The organism is Saccharopolyspora sp. 6M, from assembly GCF_020176775.1.
GTDB classification, from domain to species: Bacteria; Actinomycetota; Actinomycetes; order Mycobacteriales; family Pseudonocardiaceae; genus Saccharopolyspora_C; species Saccharopolyspora_C gregorii.
In genome coordinates, this window is record NZ_JAIUJZ010000067.1 from 24,537 (window position 1) to 40,875 (window position 16,339).

Consider the following 16,339-nt stretch of genomic DNA (forward strand, 5'->3'; position numbering starts at 1 on the left):
TTTTCACGCAGGTCAGGAGGCTCTCGGGGGCGGAGCGGAAGGGGAGGGAACGATGAGCACGGGAGCGGTGAACCACCGGCGCGCCGACACGCGGCGCAACCACGAGCTGATCCTCGCGGCCGCCGCCGAATCGCTGACGAGCTGCGGCGAGGTGTCGTTCAACGCGATCGCCAAGCACGCCGGAGTCGGTGTCGGCACCGTCTACCGCCACTTCCCGGCACCGGAGGACCTCATCCTCGCCGTCTACCAGCGGGAGGTGCGGCACCTGGTCGAGGTGGTGCCCAGCCTGCTGGAGAACCACCCGCCGGAGCAGGCGTTCCGGGTGTGGACCACCGACCACCTGGCGCACTACATGATGACCAAGCGCGGCCTCGCGAACGCGCTCAGCGCCGCCACCGCCGCCCGCGGCGAGCTGCCCAAGACCGCGCACGAAGCACTGGTCGGCTCGGTGGCCACGCTGCTCGCCGCCAACGTCGAAGCCGGGACCGTCCGCGCAGGCCTCGACCCCGAGGTCGTGCTGCGCGGCCTCGGCGGCCTCCTCTTCCTCGACCAGCGCGGCCCCTGGCGGGCCCAGACCGAAGCCCTCATCGACCTGCTGTGGCGCGGAATGTCCCGCTGCTGCGGGCGCTGATCCAGGACTCGCGCCGAGCTTCGGGGCGGTCGGAACCGGTCGCGCGGGCGCTCCGCGCGCGGCGCACCGGCTCGGCCGGAGGTTTGGTGCGGCGGCCGAGAGGGCATGCGGATGGCGCGCAACCGGCATCGACCGCACCGGAGGAGCCCATGCCCGCCGTCACCGTCGGGACCGAGAACGGCAGCCCGATCGAGCTGCACTACGAGGACCACGGCTCCGGCCCGCCCGTCGTGCTGATCCACGGCTGGCCGCTCAGCGGACGTTCCTGGGAGCCGCAGGTCCCGGTGCTCATCGACGCGGGGTACCGCGTGATCACCTACGACCGCCGCGGTTTCGGCCGGTCCTCCCAGCCGTGGGGCGGGTACGACTACGACACCCTGGCGGCCGACCTGCACGCCTTGCTGGACCACCTCGACGTGCGCGGGGCGACGCTCGTCGGGTTCTCCATGGGCGGGGGAGAAGTGGTCCGCTACCTCGGCGCCCGCGGCTCCGGCCGGGTCGACAAGGCCGTGCTCGCGGCCGCGGTGCCGCCGTACCTGCACCGGACCGCTGAGAACCCGGACGGTGGCCTGGACGACGCGACGATCGCCCGGTTCGAGGACGGGGTCCGCACCGACCGGATCGCCTTCCTGGAGGGCTTCACCACCGACTTCTTCTCCGCGAACGGGCGGCTGCTGGTCAGCGAGCAGCAGCGCGCCCACGCGCAGACGATCGCGTCCTTCGCGTCCCCGAAGGGCACCCTGGACTGCATCGCCGCGTTCGGCCGCACCGACTTCCGCGGCGACCTCGCCGAGATCACCGTGCCGACCCTCGTGATCCACGGCGACTCGGACGCCATCGTGCCGTTCGAGGTCAGCGGGCGGCGTTCCGCCGAGGCGCTCGCGAACAGCGAACTCGTGGTGGTCGAGAACGGTCCGCACGCCATCAACGCCTCCCACCCCGAGCGGTTCAACGAAGCGCTGCTGGGCTTCCTCCGCGGCTGAGGTCGGCAGCGGAACCGGGGGGGGGGGGGGGGGGGGGGGGGGCGGCGGGGGGGCCGGCCCAGAGCACACAGGGGGGGCCCCCCCGGGGGGGGGGGGGGCCGCGCCCCCCGCGGGGGGGGGGGGGGGCCCCCCCGCGGGGCGGCAGGCATTCCCGTCAGCTCCGTGTCGCGAACCAGAGCTTGGCGAGGGCGACGACGACGAGGACCCCGATGACGCCCTGCACGACGAAGCTGATCACGTTGACCGCGAACAGCGGCCCGGTGGGCAGGTTGCAGAGCTCGGAGAGGACCAGGGCCGCGGGCCAGGAGGCGATCAGCAGCGCCTTTTGCCGCCGCGACCAGGAGCGGTTCACGGCCACGAGCACCGTGCCGCAGAGCCAGGCCGCGAACGAGAGCACGATGGCGGCGGCCGCGGTGGCGCCGTTGATCTCCCAGTCGGGGTCGGCGTCGAAGCCCGCGGACAGCGCCATGAGGCCGCCGATGAGGTAGGTGAGCGAGCAGGCGCCTGCCAGGGCGAGGCAGGCCAGCGCTGCGGCGAGCACGGAACCCTGCCGGGCGGATTGCGTGCGGCCGGGCTCGACGCCCGCCTCCGCGGCGACCTGCTCGGGGGTGCCCATCCGCTCGATGGCGTCGTCGACGGTGGCCGCGTCCGCGTCCGGGCCGACGCTGGCGTCGAAGTGCTCGTGCACGCCGGCGATCACGTCGCGGCGGACGGAAGCGGGTGCGTCGCGCAACAGGTCGTTGAGCTCTTCCAGGTAGCTGTGCACGCGGGCGTGGGTCTTGGTCACGATCGTTGTTCTCCTGTCATGGCGGAATCGACGGCGTTGCGGAAGGTGGACCAGGTGCTGCGGAAGGTGGCCAGCGCCGTCCTGCCCTCCGCGGTGAGCGCGTAGTAGCGGCGCGGCGGGCCGGAGGTGGACTTCACCTGGCTGGTCTCCACGAGTCCCTGTCGCCGGAGGCGTGCGAGCAGCGGGTACAGCGTTCCCTCGCTCTGCAGCAGGATGTCGTGCTCGCCGAGCCTGCGCGCGATCTCCAGGCCGTACAGCGGTTCGACGTCGACCATCGCGAGGATGCAGTACTCCAGCACTCCGCGGCGCAAGTGGGTGAGCACGCCGCTCTCGTCTAGAACCATGCCACGCAAGGTACCGGCAAGATCGGCTGCGCGCAAAGCCGCCCCCCGGTTCGGGCGCGGTGGTGCGGCGGTGTCCGATGGAGTCCACATCGGACACGTCAGTCCCGTGCGGACCCCCGGGCTCCCGCTACGCGGCGTGGGCGGCGAGGTAGGCGAGGTGGTGCGATGTGGCGAGCGCGGGCGGCTTGCTCGTCGCGCCGAGCCCGCTGCCCCGGCCCTCCGCCGCGTCGAGAATTTCCCGGTCGCCCCAGGAGAATTCGGGCCCCGCGTACCCGTCGGACTCGACGAGGTTCCGGCACACCGACCGGACGGTGCGCGCCCGCCCGCTCTCCGCCTCCACCGCGCCGTCCGCGACCGGTTCCCGCTCGCGCGAGTACAGCCAGTGGTCCGGGCAGGAGTACCGGAGGGCGACGTGCTTGCTGCGATACCCCTCGCCGATCACCGGGTGCGCGATGCCGTAGTCACCGAGCCGGAGGTCGGTGCGCCCGTCCTCGACCATCGAGCGCCACAGCCGCTCCTCGACGCGCGGCTGCTCCCAGAGCGAGGTGCGGTCGAGCGACCGGGGGATGGAACCGCTCAGCACGCTGACCGATCGGAACGGCCCGCACCCGGTCGCGGCACCGACCGCGGCGGCGGCCCGATCGACGACCCGCGCGGGCAGCTCCGGCAGATAACCGAGATCGACGATGAGATCGAGGTCGGCGGGGACGACCCGCAGCCGGTCGAGCAGCCGCTCGACCACGTCCTGATCCGCCGCGGCCGTCCCGATCCGCAGCGCCCCGCCCGCCCCGAGCTCCTGGCAGAGGCGTCCGAGCGCGGGGAGCTCGGCGGCGGTCGCGGTGCCGCGGACGACCGGGATGAAGGGAACCGGCACCTGCTCGTCGAAGAGGTCCACCGGGTGCGCCAGCCGGTCGGCCAGTTCCCCGAGTGCGCCCACCGGGCCTGCACCGAACCCGGGTGCGCCGGTCACTTCGGCGGCGTCGACCATGATCGTGCGGCCGAGCCCGTGCAGCCGCCGCGCCACCGCCTCCGCCCCGTCCAGCTGACCCGCCGGTGTCGATCCGTTCGGGATGAATTCGAGCAGCGGCTGCACGCGCTCGACGTGCGCCCGCTCGTCCACGGCGTGGAGCGCGGCGAACTCGCCCTGCTTCGCGCGGAGCACGACCAGCGCTCCGAACCCCCCGGAAGTGGACACCGGCCCTCCCGCCGCCGACCGCGAAGCCCTACAGCACCGCCAGCGTAGGCAGCTCGAGCACCGCGGAGCATCCGCCGCGAGCGTGACGTCCGGCGGTGCGGCGGAGCGGTGCGCTCAGCCCGGCATCACCGCGCACCCGGCGGCCTGGCACGCTCCGGGCTGGCAGGCGGTGCGGGTGCCGACCGCGCGGACACGGGAAAGGGCCGCGCACCCGAGGCGTCAGTTGAGCTTGCGGGTCCCCTCGGGGAGGCCGCCGCCGGCGTAGACATCCTCGGCCAGCTCGGCGAGTGCGGTGAGCGCCACGTTCTGGCTCCACGGCCCGTAGGACACCCGGGACACCCCGAGCCGCTGCGCGGTCTCCAGCGGCACCGAGCCGGGCACGCCGATGATGTTCACCTTCCGCTCGCCCAGTTCCGCGACGAGCCGGGAGATCTGGTCCTCGGTGAGCTTGCCGGGCGCGAAGAAGTTCGACGCGCCCGCGTCCAGGTAGGCCCGGCCCCGGGTGATCGCCTCGTCGAGCACCGCCTCCGGGTCCCGGTCGCCCGCCTTGAGGAACGCGTCGGTGCGCGCGTTGAGCACGAAGTCCACCCCGGCCGAGCGCGCGGCGGACACCGCGGCCTCCACGGCCCGCACCGCCTCGTCCAGCGGTTTCATCTGGTCTTCGAGGTTCGCGCCGACGGCGCCGACGTCGATGGCGCGGGCGATGGTGCCGCCCGGGTCGCCGTAGCCGGCCTCCAGGTCCGCGGTCACCGGCAGGTCCCCGGCGACGCGCACGATCAGTCCGACCTCGGCGATCATCTCGTCGCGCGGGATCCGCTCCCCGTCGGGGTAGCCGCGGGAGGCCGCGATGCCGTGGCTCGGGGTGGCCAGCGCCTTCGTGCCCGGGGTCTCGGCCACCACCTTCGCGGTGATCGCGTCCCACGCGTTGACGACGAGCAGCAGTTCGGGTGCCGCGTGCAGTTCTTGCAGCCGTGCGGCCTTCTCAACGGTCGATGTCATGTGAACTGCCTGCCTTCCGAACTCGTGTTGCGTAGCACTCGGGTGGCAGAACCTCAGCGGTTCCCCCGCTGCGGGATCGATGTCACCGGTGGCTCCGCCACAGGAGAAATCGCTGTCCTCGCGAGGGAACCGCTGAGGACCCGCGGGTGGTCCGGTTGATCGGGTGGTCGCTGCTCATCGGCTTCGCCGCTGACAGGAAACAGCCGAAGAACTCACCGAGCAGGTTCGACGACAGCAGTATGCCCTGCTCTGCGGTGCGCAGCCGCCGGCGCCGCGACCTGTGCGGATCAGCGGACCAGGCCGAAGATCGTGAGGGCGGCGCCCGCGACGAACGCGACGGGCACCCCGATGGCGAGCAGCCGGTGGCGCTTCGTGCGCTCCTCCCGCAGCTGCTGCTCGGTCTTCGCGGCGATGATGAAGTGCCCCTTCTCCTGCGGCTTCCCGAGGACCAGCGGGCCGATGGCGTCGTGCACCTCGCCGAGCGCGTAGAGCCGGGTGCCCGGGCGGATCAGCCATTCCTTGTAGCGCATGCCGATCGTGGAGCTCCGATTCCCGAAGCTGAACCCGCCCAGCTGGAACCCGAATCCGCCACCGCCTCCGTTGTGCGGTTCGAACCGCTCGACCGACTGCTCGACGCCCTCGGGCTTCGTCCCCGCCGGGGCGATCCCGATGGTCCGGCCCTGCTCGTCGATCAGCGCGTAGCCCTCCTCCGAGGTGTGCTCGGAGACCGTTTCGGTCTTGCGGACCCGCCTGGTCCGGCCGTCGCGCTGCTCGACCTGCTCGTAGATCCGTTCCACCTGGTAGCGGTACCAGACGCAGGGCGCTTCGCTGAGCGCGGCGGTGAGCAGGCCTTCGGGGCGGGGGTGGGCGGCGCCGACGACCTCGGCGGTCCTGCGGAACCCGCCCCGCGCGCCGAGCTCGTCGGAGATGCGGCGCAGCTCCTCCAGCTCGTCGATCGTGGAGGTCTCGGTGCCGATCATCGCGTGGAGCTCGCTGCGGGTGCGGCGCATCCAGAAGAACCCGGCGACCGCCAGGGCCACCACGACCAATCCCACCAGCCACATGTCCCGTTCCCGTCCTTCGCTCCCACCCTGCGGTCGGAGATCGTATTCGCCGCACCGCACCGGCGGGTGCGGATCGGAAGTTCTGCTGCGAGATCGGATTCTCGACGATCCCCTTCGGCGGTCCGGCACCGGTGCGGCGCCCGGTTCACCCGCTCACCACACGTGTTCGGCTGTGCACAGCCGGCGAAGCGCCGATGGGGCGGTGCTGGGACGTCAGGCGTCGGGTCCGGGGCGTCGTCGAGGCGCGACCCGTCTCGCCCGCCGCCCGGCGGCTTCCGCACCGCCGCCGGGCGGACCACCCGACCCGTCCCGGCACCGCCGACGGGACCGCGAAGATGAGGAGCCTCCTGGTGCGATTACCCGGATCGGTCACCTGCGCGACCTTCGCGGTCGTGACCGCGACCGCCCTGACCCTCCCGCCCGCGACCGCAGCGCCACCACCGGACACCGCGTTCGACCAGATCACGCTGGCCCGCGGTGAGACCAAGCTGGGCGAGCCGATGGCGCTGGCGGTGCTGCCCGACCGCCGCGTGCTGCACACCTCCCGCGACGGCGATGTCCTCCTCACCACGCCGGACGCCACCACCACGCTGGCCGCGCACCTGCCGGTCTACGACCACGACGAGGACGGGTTGCAGGGCGTCGCCGTGGACCCCGGCTTCGCCGAGAACCGGTGGGTGTACCTGTACTACGCGCCCCCGCTGGACACCCCGGAGGGCGACGCCCCCGAGGAGGGCACCGCGGCGGACTTCGCGCCGTTCGACGGCTACAACTCGCTGTCCCGGTTCCCGCTCACCGACGACGGCGCGCTCGACCTCGACGCCGGGCAGGAGATCCTGCGTGTCGCGGCGAACCGCGGCACCTGCTGCCACGCCGGTGGCGAGATCGACTTCGACGCCGACGGGAACCTGTACCTGTCCACCGGGGACGACACCAACCTGTTCTCCTCGGACGGCTACACGCCGATCGACGAACGCCCCGAGCACAACCCGGCGTTCGACGCGCAGCGCACCGCGGGCAACACCAGCGGGCCTTCGACGAACTCCGCGGGGACGGGCCGTGGCGGGTGCACTTCCACGTGCCCGTGCACTGGCGGTCCGACGGGCCGGTGCGGCCCACGACCGGGGTGCTGCGCGACGTCCTCACCGCACTGCCCGCTCCGCTGCCGGACGTCGAGGTGGAGACCTACACCTGGACCGTGCTGCCCGAGCCGCCCACCGACCTGGCGGCGGGCATCGCCGCGGAACTCGCGTTCACCCAGCGGCTGATCGACGATCGGGAGGGCTCGTGAAACCCGTGCTGCTGCTCGACGTCGTGGGCCTCACGCCCGCGCTGCTCGCCCACATGCCGAACCTGCGGTCCGTCGCCGCCGACGGGTGGCAGGCCGAACTGGGCACCGTGCTGCCCGCGGTCACCTGCAGCGCGCAATCCACCTTCCTGACCGGGACGATGCCCGCCGAGCACGGGATCGTCGGCAACGGCTGGTACTTCCGGGAGCTCGGCGAGGTCCTGTTCTGGCGGCAGCACAACGGTCTCGTGCTCGGCGACAAGGTGTGGGACAGCGCCCGCCGCCACCACCCCGGCTACACCGCGGCCAACGTGTGCTGGTGGTACGCGATGGGCGCCGGCACCGACCGGACGGTCACACCGCGGCCGATCTACCACGCCGACGGCCGCAAGTCCCCGGACTGCTACACCCGGCCGCCCGAGCTGCACGACGAGCTCACCGCCGAGCTCGGCACCTTCCCGCTGTTCCACTACTGGGGGCCGACCGCGGGCCTGGCCTCCTCCCGGTGGATCGCCGCCGCGGCCCGCCGCGTGCTGCGCGACCACCGGCCGGACCTGCTGCTGTGCTACGTCCCGCACCTCGACTACGACCTGCAGCGCCACGGCCCGCACAGCCCGCAGGCCCGCACCGCGGCCGCCGAGGTCGACGGAGTGCTCGGCGGGCTGCTCGCCGACGCGCGCGAGGCGGGGGCGACGACGGTGGTGCTCAGCGAGTACGGCATGACCCCGGTGCACCGGCAGGTCCACCTCAACCGGGCGCTGCGCGCGGAAGGTCTGCTCGACGTGCACACCCAGGCGGGCATGGAATACCTCGACCCGTGGGCCTCCCGCGCGTTCGCCGTCGCCGACCACCAGGTCGCGCACCTGCACGTCCGCGACGAGTCCGATGTGGACCGGGTCCGCGCGCTGATCGCCGCGCTGCCCGGCGTCGACGAGGTGCTCGACCGCGCCGCGCAGGCCCGGTACGGGCTGGACCACCCGCGCGCCGGGGACCTCGTCGCCGTCGCCGAACCCGATTCCTGGTTCACCTACTACTACTGGCTGGACCGGGACCGCGCACCCGATTTCGCCGGGGGAGTGGAGATCCACCGCAAACCCGGCTACGACCCGGCCGAACTGTTCCTCGACCCCGACGACCGGTGGGTGCGCGCCAAAGCCGCGCTGAACCTGGTGAAGAAGAAGACCGGTCTGCGCTACGCGATGAACGTCGTGCCGCTGGACGGGCGCGCTGTCCGCGGTTCGCACGGCAGGTTGCCGGACTCCCCGGCGGACGGACCGGTCCTGCTGTGCTCCGACCCGCGCGTCCCGGCCGCCGTCGAGCGCACCGGGCGCCTCGCCGCCACCGATGTGCACGACCTGCTGCTGGAGCTGCACGGAATCCGCTGAGAACGACGCTTCGAAAGGACGAGCAATGCCGCTCACCCGCAGAACCCTGCTGCACACCACCGCCCTGCTGGCCGCCGTCGGCGCGACCGCCGCGACGGGCACCGCCGCCGCGGCCGCCGGACATCCACGGGGCCGCATCCCGCACGAGGCCATCAGCATCCAGCTCTACACGCTGCGCACCCTGCTCGACGAGGACGTGCCGGGCACGCTGCGCCAGGTGGCCGAGCTCGGCTACCGCAGCGTCGAGACGGCGGGCACGCACGGCCGCACCGCCGCCGAGTTCCGCACCGTCCTCGACGACCTCGGGCTGCGCGCCACCTCCGGGCACGCCGACCTCGACGGCGGGGTGGACGCGCTGATCGAGGACGCCCGCGCGCTGGGAAACCGGCAGGTCGTCGTCCCGCACGCCGTGTTCGACACGGCCGACGGCTGGCGCGCGTTCGCCGACGAGCTCAACGAAGCGGGCCGGAAGTGCCGCGCCGCCGGGCTGCGGTTCGGCTACCACAACCACGACCACGAATTCGCGCCGGTGGACGGCGTCCTCCCGTACGACGTCCTGCGGGAGCGCACCGATCGCAGGTTCGTCCACTTCGAACTCGACCTGTACTGGGCGGTGCACGCGGGCCAGGACGTGCTCGCGCTGATCGACGCCGAACGCGACCGCATCCGCCAGCTGCACGTCAAGGACCGCGCCCCCGACGGCGAGATGGCCGACCCGGGCACCGGCACGATGGACTTCCCGGCGATCTTCGCGCACGCCCGGTCCGCCTGCGAGTACATCGTCGAGCACGACCAGCCGACCGATCCGCTGCGCACCGCGGGCGTCGGCTTCGACTACCTCCGCGCCGTCCGCTGGTGACGCGGGCCGCCGGTGCCGCAGCCCGGCACCGGCGCCCGATCCGCCGTGGTGCGACGCACGCCGTCACACTTCCCGCGGCCACCACGTCCCCCTCTTGGAACGAGGAGGGACCGGATGGAGTCGAAGAACGTCATCGTGTGCACGTCGGTGTCGCACGGCGGCACCCGCCGGATCGCCGAGGCCATGGCCGGGGTGCTGGACGCCGAGGTCGTCCCGCCGCAGCGGGCCGATCCGGACTTGCTCGCCCGCGCCGACCTGGTCGGCTTCGGCTCCGGTGTCTTCCACGGGCGGATGCACGCGGACCTGCTCGGCCTCGCGCGGGCGCTGCCGCGCGGGCGGGGGAGCGCTTTCGCGTTCGCCACCAGCGGGTTCCCCGAGTTCCCGCTGCTGCCGTTCACCCGGCCGCTGGCCCGGTCGCTCGCCGGCGCGGGGTTGGCGGTGCGCGGCACCTTCACCTGCCGGGCGTGGGATACCTGGGGGCCGTTCGGGCTCGTCGGCGGCCTGCACCGGCGGCGGCCGGACGAGCGGGACCTGGCCGCGGCCCGGGAGTTCGCCGGGCGGATGCGGCGGGCGGTGGGCTGACGAGGCGGGGAACCGGCTCGGTCACCGCGGCCGGGCCGGGTGCACCGCGTCGGCGAGGAGTTCGTAGGAGCGCCGCCGCCGCGCGTGGTCGTGCACCGGCGTGGTGATCATCAGCTCGGTGCTGCCGGTCCGCGCCGCGATGGCGAGCAGTTCCCGCCGGACTGTTCCTGGAGATCCGGCGACGAGGCCGGGGGAGCAGGACTCGACCTCCGCCCGGTCCAGCCCGGCCAGCTCCGCGGCGGCCCGCTCCGGGCTCGGTAGCAGGATGCGCCGACCGCGCCGGCGGCTGAGCGTCTTCCAGCGCGTCGACCCGGCGAGCCGCTCGGCCTCGGCGTCGCTCTCCGCGCAGATCACCGCCACGCTGACCAGCGTCACGGGCTCCGCCAGCTGCGCCGACGGCCGGAACGACTCCCGGTAGACCCGCGCGGCTTCCGGCACGCCCTCCGGATCGAGGTGGTGGGCGTGCGCGCACGGCAACCCGTGCTCGGCGGCCAACCGCGCCCCGGTGCCGGACGACCCCAGCAGCCAGATCTCCGGGCGGTTCCCGCGCGCGGGTACCGCCCGCGACTCCGGTTCGAAGCAGGCCAGCAGTTCGCCGAGCGCGGTGGCGTGGGCCGGTGCCGTCGTCGCCTCCGGGGGCCGCCGCAGCGCCGCGGCCATCGCGGGCGTGCCGCCGGGCGCCCGGCCGATCCCCAGGTCGATTCGGCCCGGGTGCAGGGCGGCGAGCATGCCCCACCGCTCGGCCACCAGCAGCGGCGGATGGTTCGGCAGCAGCACTCCGCCCGCGCCGACGCGCAGCCCGCTCGTGGCGGACGCGATGGCTCCCGCCAGCACCGCGGGCTCCGCGCACGCCACGCCGCGCATCCCGTGGTGCTCGGGAACCCAGTAGCGGTGGAACCCGGTCCGATCGGCGAGGCGGGCCAGGTCCAGCGTCCGGTGCAGCGCCTCCGCCGCCGAAGAACCCTCGACGATCGGCGAGGTGTCCAGCACCGACAACGTCAGATCGCACGCCACCCGCGGGATTCTCCCCGGTGGCCCGGGGAGCCCGCCCCGCGGATCAGCGCGGCACCTGCGTCATCAGGTCACCGACCTGCTGCTGCGCCGGGATGAACAGGTCCGGGTTCATCGCGCCCAGCACGAACGCGATCCCGGCCAGCACGCCCAGGACCAGTCCGATGATGGCCATGATGAGCCCCGCGGTGGCCACGCCCTTGCCGGTGCGCTCGCGCTGCATGCCGTCCTTGCGCCCGAGGATGCCGAGCACGATGCCGACGATCCCGAACACGATCGCCAGCGGCGCCAGCACTCCGGTCAGCCCGCAGAGCAGGGCCAGCAACCCGAGCACGAGGCCGAACACGGCCATCGGACTGGTCTTGGCCCTGGGCATCTCGGTGGGGGCGCCCGTCGTCCACGAAGTTCCCTGCTCGGGCTGCTGCCCGGTGTCGGTCTGCCGCGGGTCGACCTGGCTCGCCCCGGGGTGCTGCGCCTCGGCCTCCGAGGTGCCGGTCTGCCGCACCTGCCGCGGGTCGGTCTGCCGTTCCACGTCGTGCGAGTCGTACGAGTGCGCCATGGCGGTTCCTCTTTCCCCCGCGCGGATCTCCGGTGGAGGACCAGGCTCGCCGACACCGTCGCGGGCTGCGGACGCCGCTCGTGCCTCCTCGCGGTGCGGGCCGGAGCCCGTCCGCCTCCCCGGCGAGCACCTCGGGCGGTCTTCCCCCCGAGGCCTGGCCTCACCGTGCGGGTGCCCCGCCCACCAGGGCGGGCAAACCCCGCCCCCTCGGCCGTCCGGCGCCCCGGCGCCGCGAGCACCGCCCGCTCCGGTTCCTCCCGCGGATCAGCGCCCGGGTGGATCACCGGGGCAGAACGTTCTCGGCGGGCGAAGGGGAAATGCCCGTGCCCGATCGTGCCGATTCGCGGGAGGACCGCATGCCGGGCGGTCGGAACGGGACGATCGCGCATTGCGCTGATCGGCTCAGCGCCACCGCGACTTTCGCCGGAATCGTCGGCACACGAACTGGTGCGCACCCGTTCGACCTGCGGTTCGAGCAGCGCGGATGCTCGTTCGAAGGCGTCGGTCACGGTTCTGCGTTCCGCGGGGGAATCGTCGTAGACCCTTCGTAGGGTTCGCGCATGACAGCAGTCCAGACGTATTCCTACGTGCGGCCGTCGGCCGTGCGCGGATCCGGTTCCGGCCGGGCGCTCGCGCTGGAGACCTCCGGCGGTTCCACGCCGAGCGGGGACGTCGCCAACCCGGTGTTCTTCCGCGGTTTCCTGACGGCGCCGCTCGCCGCCGCGGCAGGCGTGCTGGCGGTCGCGGAGGTGGCGCAGGCCCGCTACGTCCGGCAGGACGCCGCGCGGTCCCGGGACCCGGTGGTGACCGCGAACGGGGACCGGTTGCGGGTGGAGTCCTTCTCCGGCTGCGGCGGCGTGTACGCGCGCCTCGACGTGCTGGCTCCGGGGCTCGACGGCGACGAGATCGGGCACGGCACCACGAACGTCGACGTCAACCCGCCGTTGCAGCGGGCGCTCGCCACGCTCGGCGGTCTGGACCCGCTGCACCTGGCGATCGGCCCGGACGAGCTGGCGGTGCGCACCTTCGACGGCCGGTTCGTGGAGAAGCGGGTCCCGCTGCCCGAGCGCTGGTTGCGCGGTTTCGCCGAAGCCCAGGTGCTCGGCGCGGGTTTCGAGCTGCGTGCCGAGGTGCCCGCGGCGGAAGCGGCGGCCCTGCTGCGGATGCTGCCCCGGCCGAACCCGTCCGCCGGCGTCCGCGGCACGCGGTGGGTGCTGCCGGTGGGCGGCGCGCTGCGGCCCGTCACCCGGCCGGCGCCGGGCGCGATCCCGCTGCCCGGTCCGGAGCGGTTGCACGCGGTGCGGCACGTGCTGCCGCACGCCGTCGCGTTGCGCGCGTACTCCCCGGCGGCCGAGGAGAGCACCGCGGTGGCCTGGGAGGTGGAGCTGCCGCACCTGCGGCTCACCCTGATGCTCTCGCCGGAACCCGGGCGCGGGTTCTCCGGCGAAGGCGGCGTGCTCGACGATCTCGCGACGGGCAGCGCCGAGGCCGACGCCGACCTGATCTCCGCGCTGCTGGCGTGGGAGCCGACGATCGACGTGCCCGAACTGGCCCGGCAGGCGGACCTGCCGCCGGAACGGGTGCGCGCCGCGCTGACCGTGCTCGGCACCTCCGGGCAGGTCGGCTACGACCTCGCCGAGCAGGCGTACTTCCACCGCTGCCTGCCGTTCTCGGCGGGTGCCGTCGAGACCCGCAACCCCCGGCTGCGGCGGGCGCGGGCGCTGATCGCCGAGGGCTTGGTCCGGCGCGACCGCGAGATCTTCCAGGTGGGCACGCCCGCCCGGGCCCAGCTGGTCCGAGCGGACGGAGCGGGGGCGCTGAGCTGCACCTGCCCGTGGTGGGCGAGGTACCGCGGCGGACGGGGGCCGTGCGCGCACGTGCTCGCCACCCGCATGTTCCAGGAGGTCGCGAAGTGACGTTGCTCGAACTGGTGGAGGCGGCCGACTGCGACGGGGTGATCGAGGCCCTGCCCGGGCTGCCGCCCGAGGAGCGCGACGCCGAATGCGGCGAACGGCTGTTCGCGGCGCGACGCGCGCGGTCGGACGAGTGGACGTTCGCGCAGGAGTGGGCCTGGCTCGCGGCGACGCTGGGCTGCGCGATCAGCCCGGCGGAGGCCGCGGAGCAGCTCATCAGGTTCCGCGGCACCGCAACCGACCGGAGCGGGCAGCTCAGCGGTGCCGTCGACGTGCACCCGGTCGCCTGGCGGATCGAACTGGTGGCACGGATCCGGGACGCCGTGCCCGACGAGGGGTACTCGTGCTGTTTCCGGCTCGTCGAGCACATCGCCCGCGGAACCGGGGCGCCGATGCCGGACCGCGACGTGTTCCTCCGCGCGTGGCTGTTCAACCACTTCGGGCACTACCGGCACGTCGGCAGCTCCCGCTTCGACCCGGCGGACGTCGAGCGGCTGCGCGCGGACCCGCTCACCCCGGTGTTCCTGCCCCTGGCCCTGGAACGGCCCGGAGTGCCGGTGCGGTCCTGGCTGCTGCCGTTCGTCCAGCTCGCCGAGGACGGACTGCTGGAGCGGCGGGCGCTGCTGCGGCGGGTCGTGGCGGAGGTGCGGCAGGACGGCGAGGTTCCCTTCGGCCACGCGCAGGAGTGGGAGCTGCTCGCCCCCACCCGGGAGGAGCGGGCCGAACTGGCCGACGACCTCGCCGCGATCGTCGAGGCCCAGCTGACCCGCCTGCACCAGGACGGCACCCGGAAGACCACCGAGCCGACGCGGGACTACCTGCGCGTGCTGCTCGCCGATCCCGCGGACAACGTCCGGTACGTCCGGGACCACCTCGCGTTGCTGGACAAGTCGTTGCCGGTGGCCGCGCTCGCCCAGGAACAGCTGGTCGAGGTCGACCGGGTGGAACCGCTGGAACCGGAGCTCGTCTCCGACGCGTCCGCGCGGATCCTGCTGCGGGAGGAGAAGAAGCTGGTCCGCACCCAGCTGTCCTGGCTCGACCGGCTGGCGAAGGGCGATCCCGCCCGCGCGCACCGCGTGGTGCTCGACGCCGCGCTCGCCTTCGACAACCGGGACGTGGTGCTGCAGGAGCGCGCGCTCCACGTGATCGCCCGGCACCTGCGGTCCGCGGGGGACGACGTGCTGCCCCGGCTGCGCACCTCGGCCGCGCGGCTGCACGCGAGCCTCGCACCGCGTGCCGCGGAAGTCCTCGGCAGCGAGGAAGCGGGCGGCACCTGCGTCGAGGCGCTTCCGCCCGCCCCGCGACCGGAACCGGTACCGGGACCGATCGAGACGGTGGTCGAAGTCGCGCAGGAGGTGGCGGTGGCCATCGCCGACGACTGGGAACCGATCGGTTTCGAGCGCGCCCTCGACGGCGTGGTCCGCCACGCCGCCCTCGACCGGGCCGGACTCACCGAGGCGCTGCGCCCGGTCGCCCGCAAGGAACCGCGTGGGCTCTTCGGGCAGGGGCCGTACCTGTTCGACGTCGTGCGGACGCTGCGCGGTGACGAGCCGCGGGAGTTCGCCCTCACCGGTGCGATCTGGAACCGGTACCGGAGGGACGAGGCCGTGCTGTCCCCGCCGGAGTCCATGTTGGACGCGCGGATGCTGGAGGTGCTGCGCATCGTCGAGTCCGGCTCGCAGCCGTTCCTGCTCGCCACGCCCACGTGGTCCACGGGCGCCCTCGACGCGGACGTGCTGGTGGAGCGGATCGCGGCGTTCGAGGAGCTCGGGGTGGTGGCGGCCGAGCACGACTTCGCCCAAGCGCTGCTGCGGGTCGACCCGGCCCCCGGCGAGCGGGTCGTGCGCACCGCCGAGGCGTTGCGCTCCGAACCGGGGCGGCGGCTCGCGCGGTGGCTGCGCGGCGGCGGCCTGCCGCACCAGGACTCCACCCCCGCCGGCTGGGCGGAACCGGCCGCGCACCGCGACGCGTTGTGCCGCCCGGCGCACCCCGGCCCGGGGATCGAGCTGCCGCTGCCGCCCGCGGCCGCAGACCTGGTCGGCGACGCGCAGCGGGAGCGGGTGCGCTGCGGGCTGGACCCCTTCTGGCTCGCACAGCTGCCGCACCACCGCGACGAGGTCGTGGCCCGCGACATCAACACCGCGTTCGTGCGGGGGTGGGGCAACGAGCGGTTCCTGCCGCACCTCGCCGCCGCGGGCGGCCCGGCGGGCTTCGCCGTGCACCGCCTGCTGGCCGGGGAGATCGGCAGCTGCCGTCCTGCCCTGCGCGACCTCGTGCTCGACTCGTTCCTGGTGCTGGCCGCCCGCGGGCAGCTGGACACCGGGCTGCTCGGCGAGCAGCTCGGGGCGATGTTGAGCGGGGGCAGGATGAAGGTGAGCGACGTGCACGCCACGCTCCAGGCCGCGGCCGACACCGGTGCCTACCGCACCACCTGGTGCGTGCTCGCCGCGGCGCTGCCCGGCCTGCTCGGCGGCGACATCCCCCGCGATTCGGCACGCCTGCTCGCGCTCGCCACCGAATGCGCCGCGCGCTGCGGCGCCACGGGCGAGATCCCGGCCGTCGCGGAGGTCGCCGCCCGCAAGGGGTCCACCCAGCAGAGCGCCCGCGCCCTGCGGGACGCGCTGGCCTAGCACCGCGGGGGGGGGGGGGGGGGGGGGGGGGGGGGGGGGGGGGGGCCCCCCCCCCCCCGCCGCGCGGGGGGGGCGGGGGGGGGGGGGGCCCCCCCCCGGGGGGGGGCCG

At 74.1% G+C, this 16,339-nt stretch carries 14 protein-coding genes and 1 pseudogene; 8 read left to right on the forward strand and 7 right to left on the reverse strand.

Going from position 1 to position 16,339, the window contains the following annotated elements; translation table 11 throughout:
• The first annotated feature begins 52 nt into the window (after positions 1-52).
• The gene (locus LCD31_RS11065; protein ID WP_224957777.1) at positions 53-631 is read left to right on the forward strand and encodes a TetR/AcrR family transcriptional regulator; all 579 of its coding nucleotides are present in this window, start codon (positions 53-55) and stop codon (positions 629-631) included.
• A 149-nt stretch (positions 632-780) separates the two neighbouring features.
• Positions 781-1,614, forward strand: a complete 834-nt coding sequence (locus tag LCD31_RS11070; protein WP_224957778.1) for an alpha/beta fold hydrolase — start codon at positions 781-783, stop codon at positions 1,612-1,614.
• A 154-nt stretch (positions 1,615-1,768) separates the two neighbouring features.
• On the opposite strand, the gene LCD31_RS11075 is transcribed toward LCD31_RS11070, so the two are convergent.
• The 5 genes from LCD31_RS11075 to LCD31_RS11095 all read right to left on the reverse strand — a co-directional run bounded on the left by LCD31_RS11075 (position 1,769) and on the right by LCD31_RS11095 (position 6,003).
• Positions 1,769-2,401: a hypothetical protein gene (locus LCD31_RS11075; protein WP_224957779.1), complete on the reverse strand. Its 633-nt coding sequence runs from the start codon at positions 2,399-2,401 to the stop codon at positions 1,769-1,771.
• Positions 2,398-2,745, reverse strand: coding sequence for a PadR family transcriptional regulator (locus LCD31_RS11080; RefSeq protein ID WP_224957780.1), 348 nt, complete (start codon positions 2,743-2,745; stop codon positions 2,398-2,400). Before LCD31_RS11080 ends, LCD31_RS11075 begins: the two co-directional genes overlap by 4 nt.
• Positions 2,746-2,872: 127 nt before the next feature.
• Positions 2,873-3,940 carry a beta family protein gene (locus tag LCD31_RS11085; protein ID WP_224957782.1) on the reverse strand — a complete coding sequence of 356 codons (1,068 nt, stop codon included), beginning with the start codon at positions 3,938-3,940 and terminating at the stop codon, positions 2,873-2,875.
• Between the two features lie 219 nt (positions 3,941-4,159).
• Positions 4,160-4,939, reverse strand: a complete 780-nt coding sequence (locus LCD31_RS11090) for an isocitrate lyase/phosphoenolpyruvate mutase family protein (protein ID WP_224957784.1) — start codon at positions 4,937-4,939, stop codon at positions 4,160-4,162.
• Positions 4,940-5,226: 287 nt separating this feature from the next.
• Complete coding sequence (locus LCD31_RS11095) at positions 5,227-6,003, reverse strand: E3 ubiquitin ligase family protein (RefSeq protein ID WP_224957786.1); 777 nt, start codon at positions 6,001-6,003, stop codon at positions 5,227-5,229.
• A gap of 437 nt (positions 6,004-6,440) precedes the next feature.
• Here LCD31_RS11095 and LCD31_RS11100 point away from each other — a divergent pair.
• The 4 genes and pseudogenes from LCD31_RS11100 to LCD31_RS11115 form a co-directional block, all read left to right on the forward strand.
• Positions 6,441-7,031 (forward strand): annotated as a pseudogene (locus tag LCD31_RS11100) (sorbosone dehydrogenase family protein); the annotation flags it as partial.
• A gap of 259 nt (positions 7,032-7,290) precedes the next feature.
• The gene (locus LCD31_RS11105) at positions 7,291-8,676 is read left to right on the forward strand and encodes an alkaline phosphatase family protein (RefSeq protein ID WP_224957788.1); all 1,386 of its coding nucleotides are present in this window, start codon (positions 7,291-7,293) and stop codon (positions 8,674-8,676) included.
• Positions 8,677-8,701: 25 nt separating this feature from the next.
• On the forward strand, positions 8,702-9,535 hold the full coding sequence (locus LCD31_RS11110; protein ID WP_224957790.1) for a sugar phosphate isomerase/epimerase: 834 nt from the start codon (positions 8,702-8,704) through the stop codon (positions 9,533-9,535).
• 114 nt (positions 9,536-9,649) lie between these two features.
• The gene (locus tag LCD31_RS11115) at positions 9,650-10,117 is read left to right on the forward strand and encodes a flavodoxin family protein (RefSeq protein WP_224957792.1); all 468 of its coding nucleotides are present in this window, start codon (positions 9,650-9,652) and stop codon (positions 10,115-10,117) included.
• A gap of 21 nt (positions 10,118-10,138) precedes the next feature.
• On the opposite strand, the gene LCD31_RS11120 is transcribed toward LCD31_RS11115, so the two are convergent.
• Together LCD31_RS11120 and LCD31_RS11125 are read right to left on the reverse strand one after the other, a co-directional pair.
• Positions 10,139-11,131, reverse strand: coding sequence for an LLM class flavin-dependent oxidoreductase (locus LCD31_RS11120; protein WP_224957794.1), 993 nt, complete (start codon positions 11,129-11,131; stop codon positions 10,139-10,141).
• A 43-nt stretch (positions 11,132-11,174) separates the two neighbouring features.
• Positions 11,175-11,687, reverse strand: coding sequence for a DUF4190 domain-containing protein (locus tag LCD31_RS11125; protein WP_224957796.1), 513 nt, complete (start codon positions 11,685-11,687; stop codon positions 11,175-11,177).
• A 560-nt stretch (positions 11,688-12,247) separates the two neighbouring features.
• Here LCD31_RS11125 and LCD31_RS11130 point away from each other — a divergent pair.
• Positions 12,248-13,603: an SWIM zinc finger family protein gene (locus tag LCD31_RS11130; protein WP_224957798.1), complete on the forward strand. Its 1,356-nt coding sequence runs from the start codon at positions 12,248-12,250 to the stop codon at positions 13,601-13,603.
• Positions 13,600-16,230 carry a DUF6493 family protein gene (locus LCD31_RS11135; RefSeq protein WP_224957800.1) on the forward strand — a complete coding sequence of 877 codons (2,631 nt, stop codon included), beginning with the start codon at positions 13,600-13,602 and terminating at the stop codon, positions 16,228-16,230. The genes LCD31_RS11130 and LCD31_RS11135 overlap by 4 nt, the downstream gene beginning before the upstream one ends.
• Positions 16,231-16,339 lie beyond the last annotated feature (109 nt).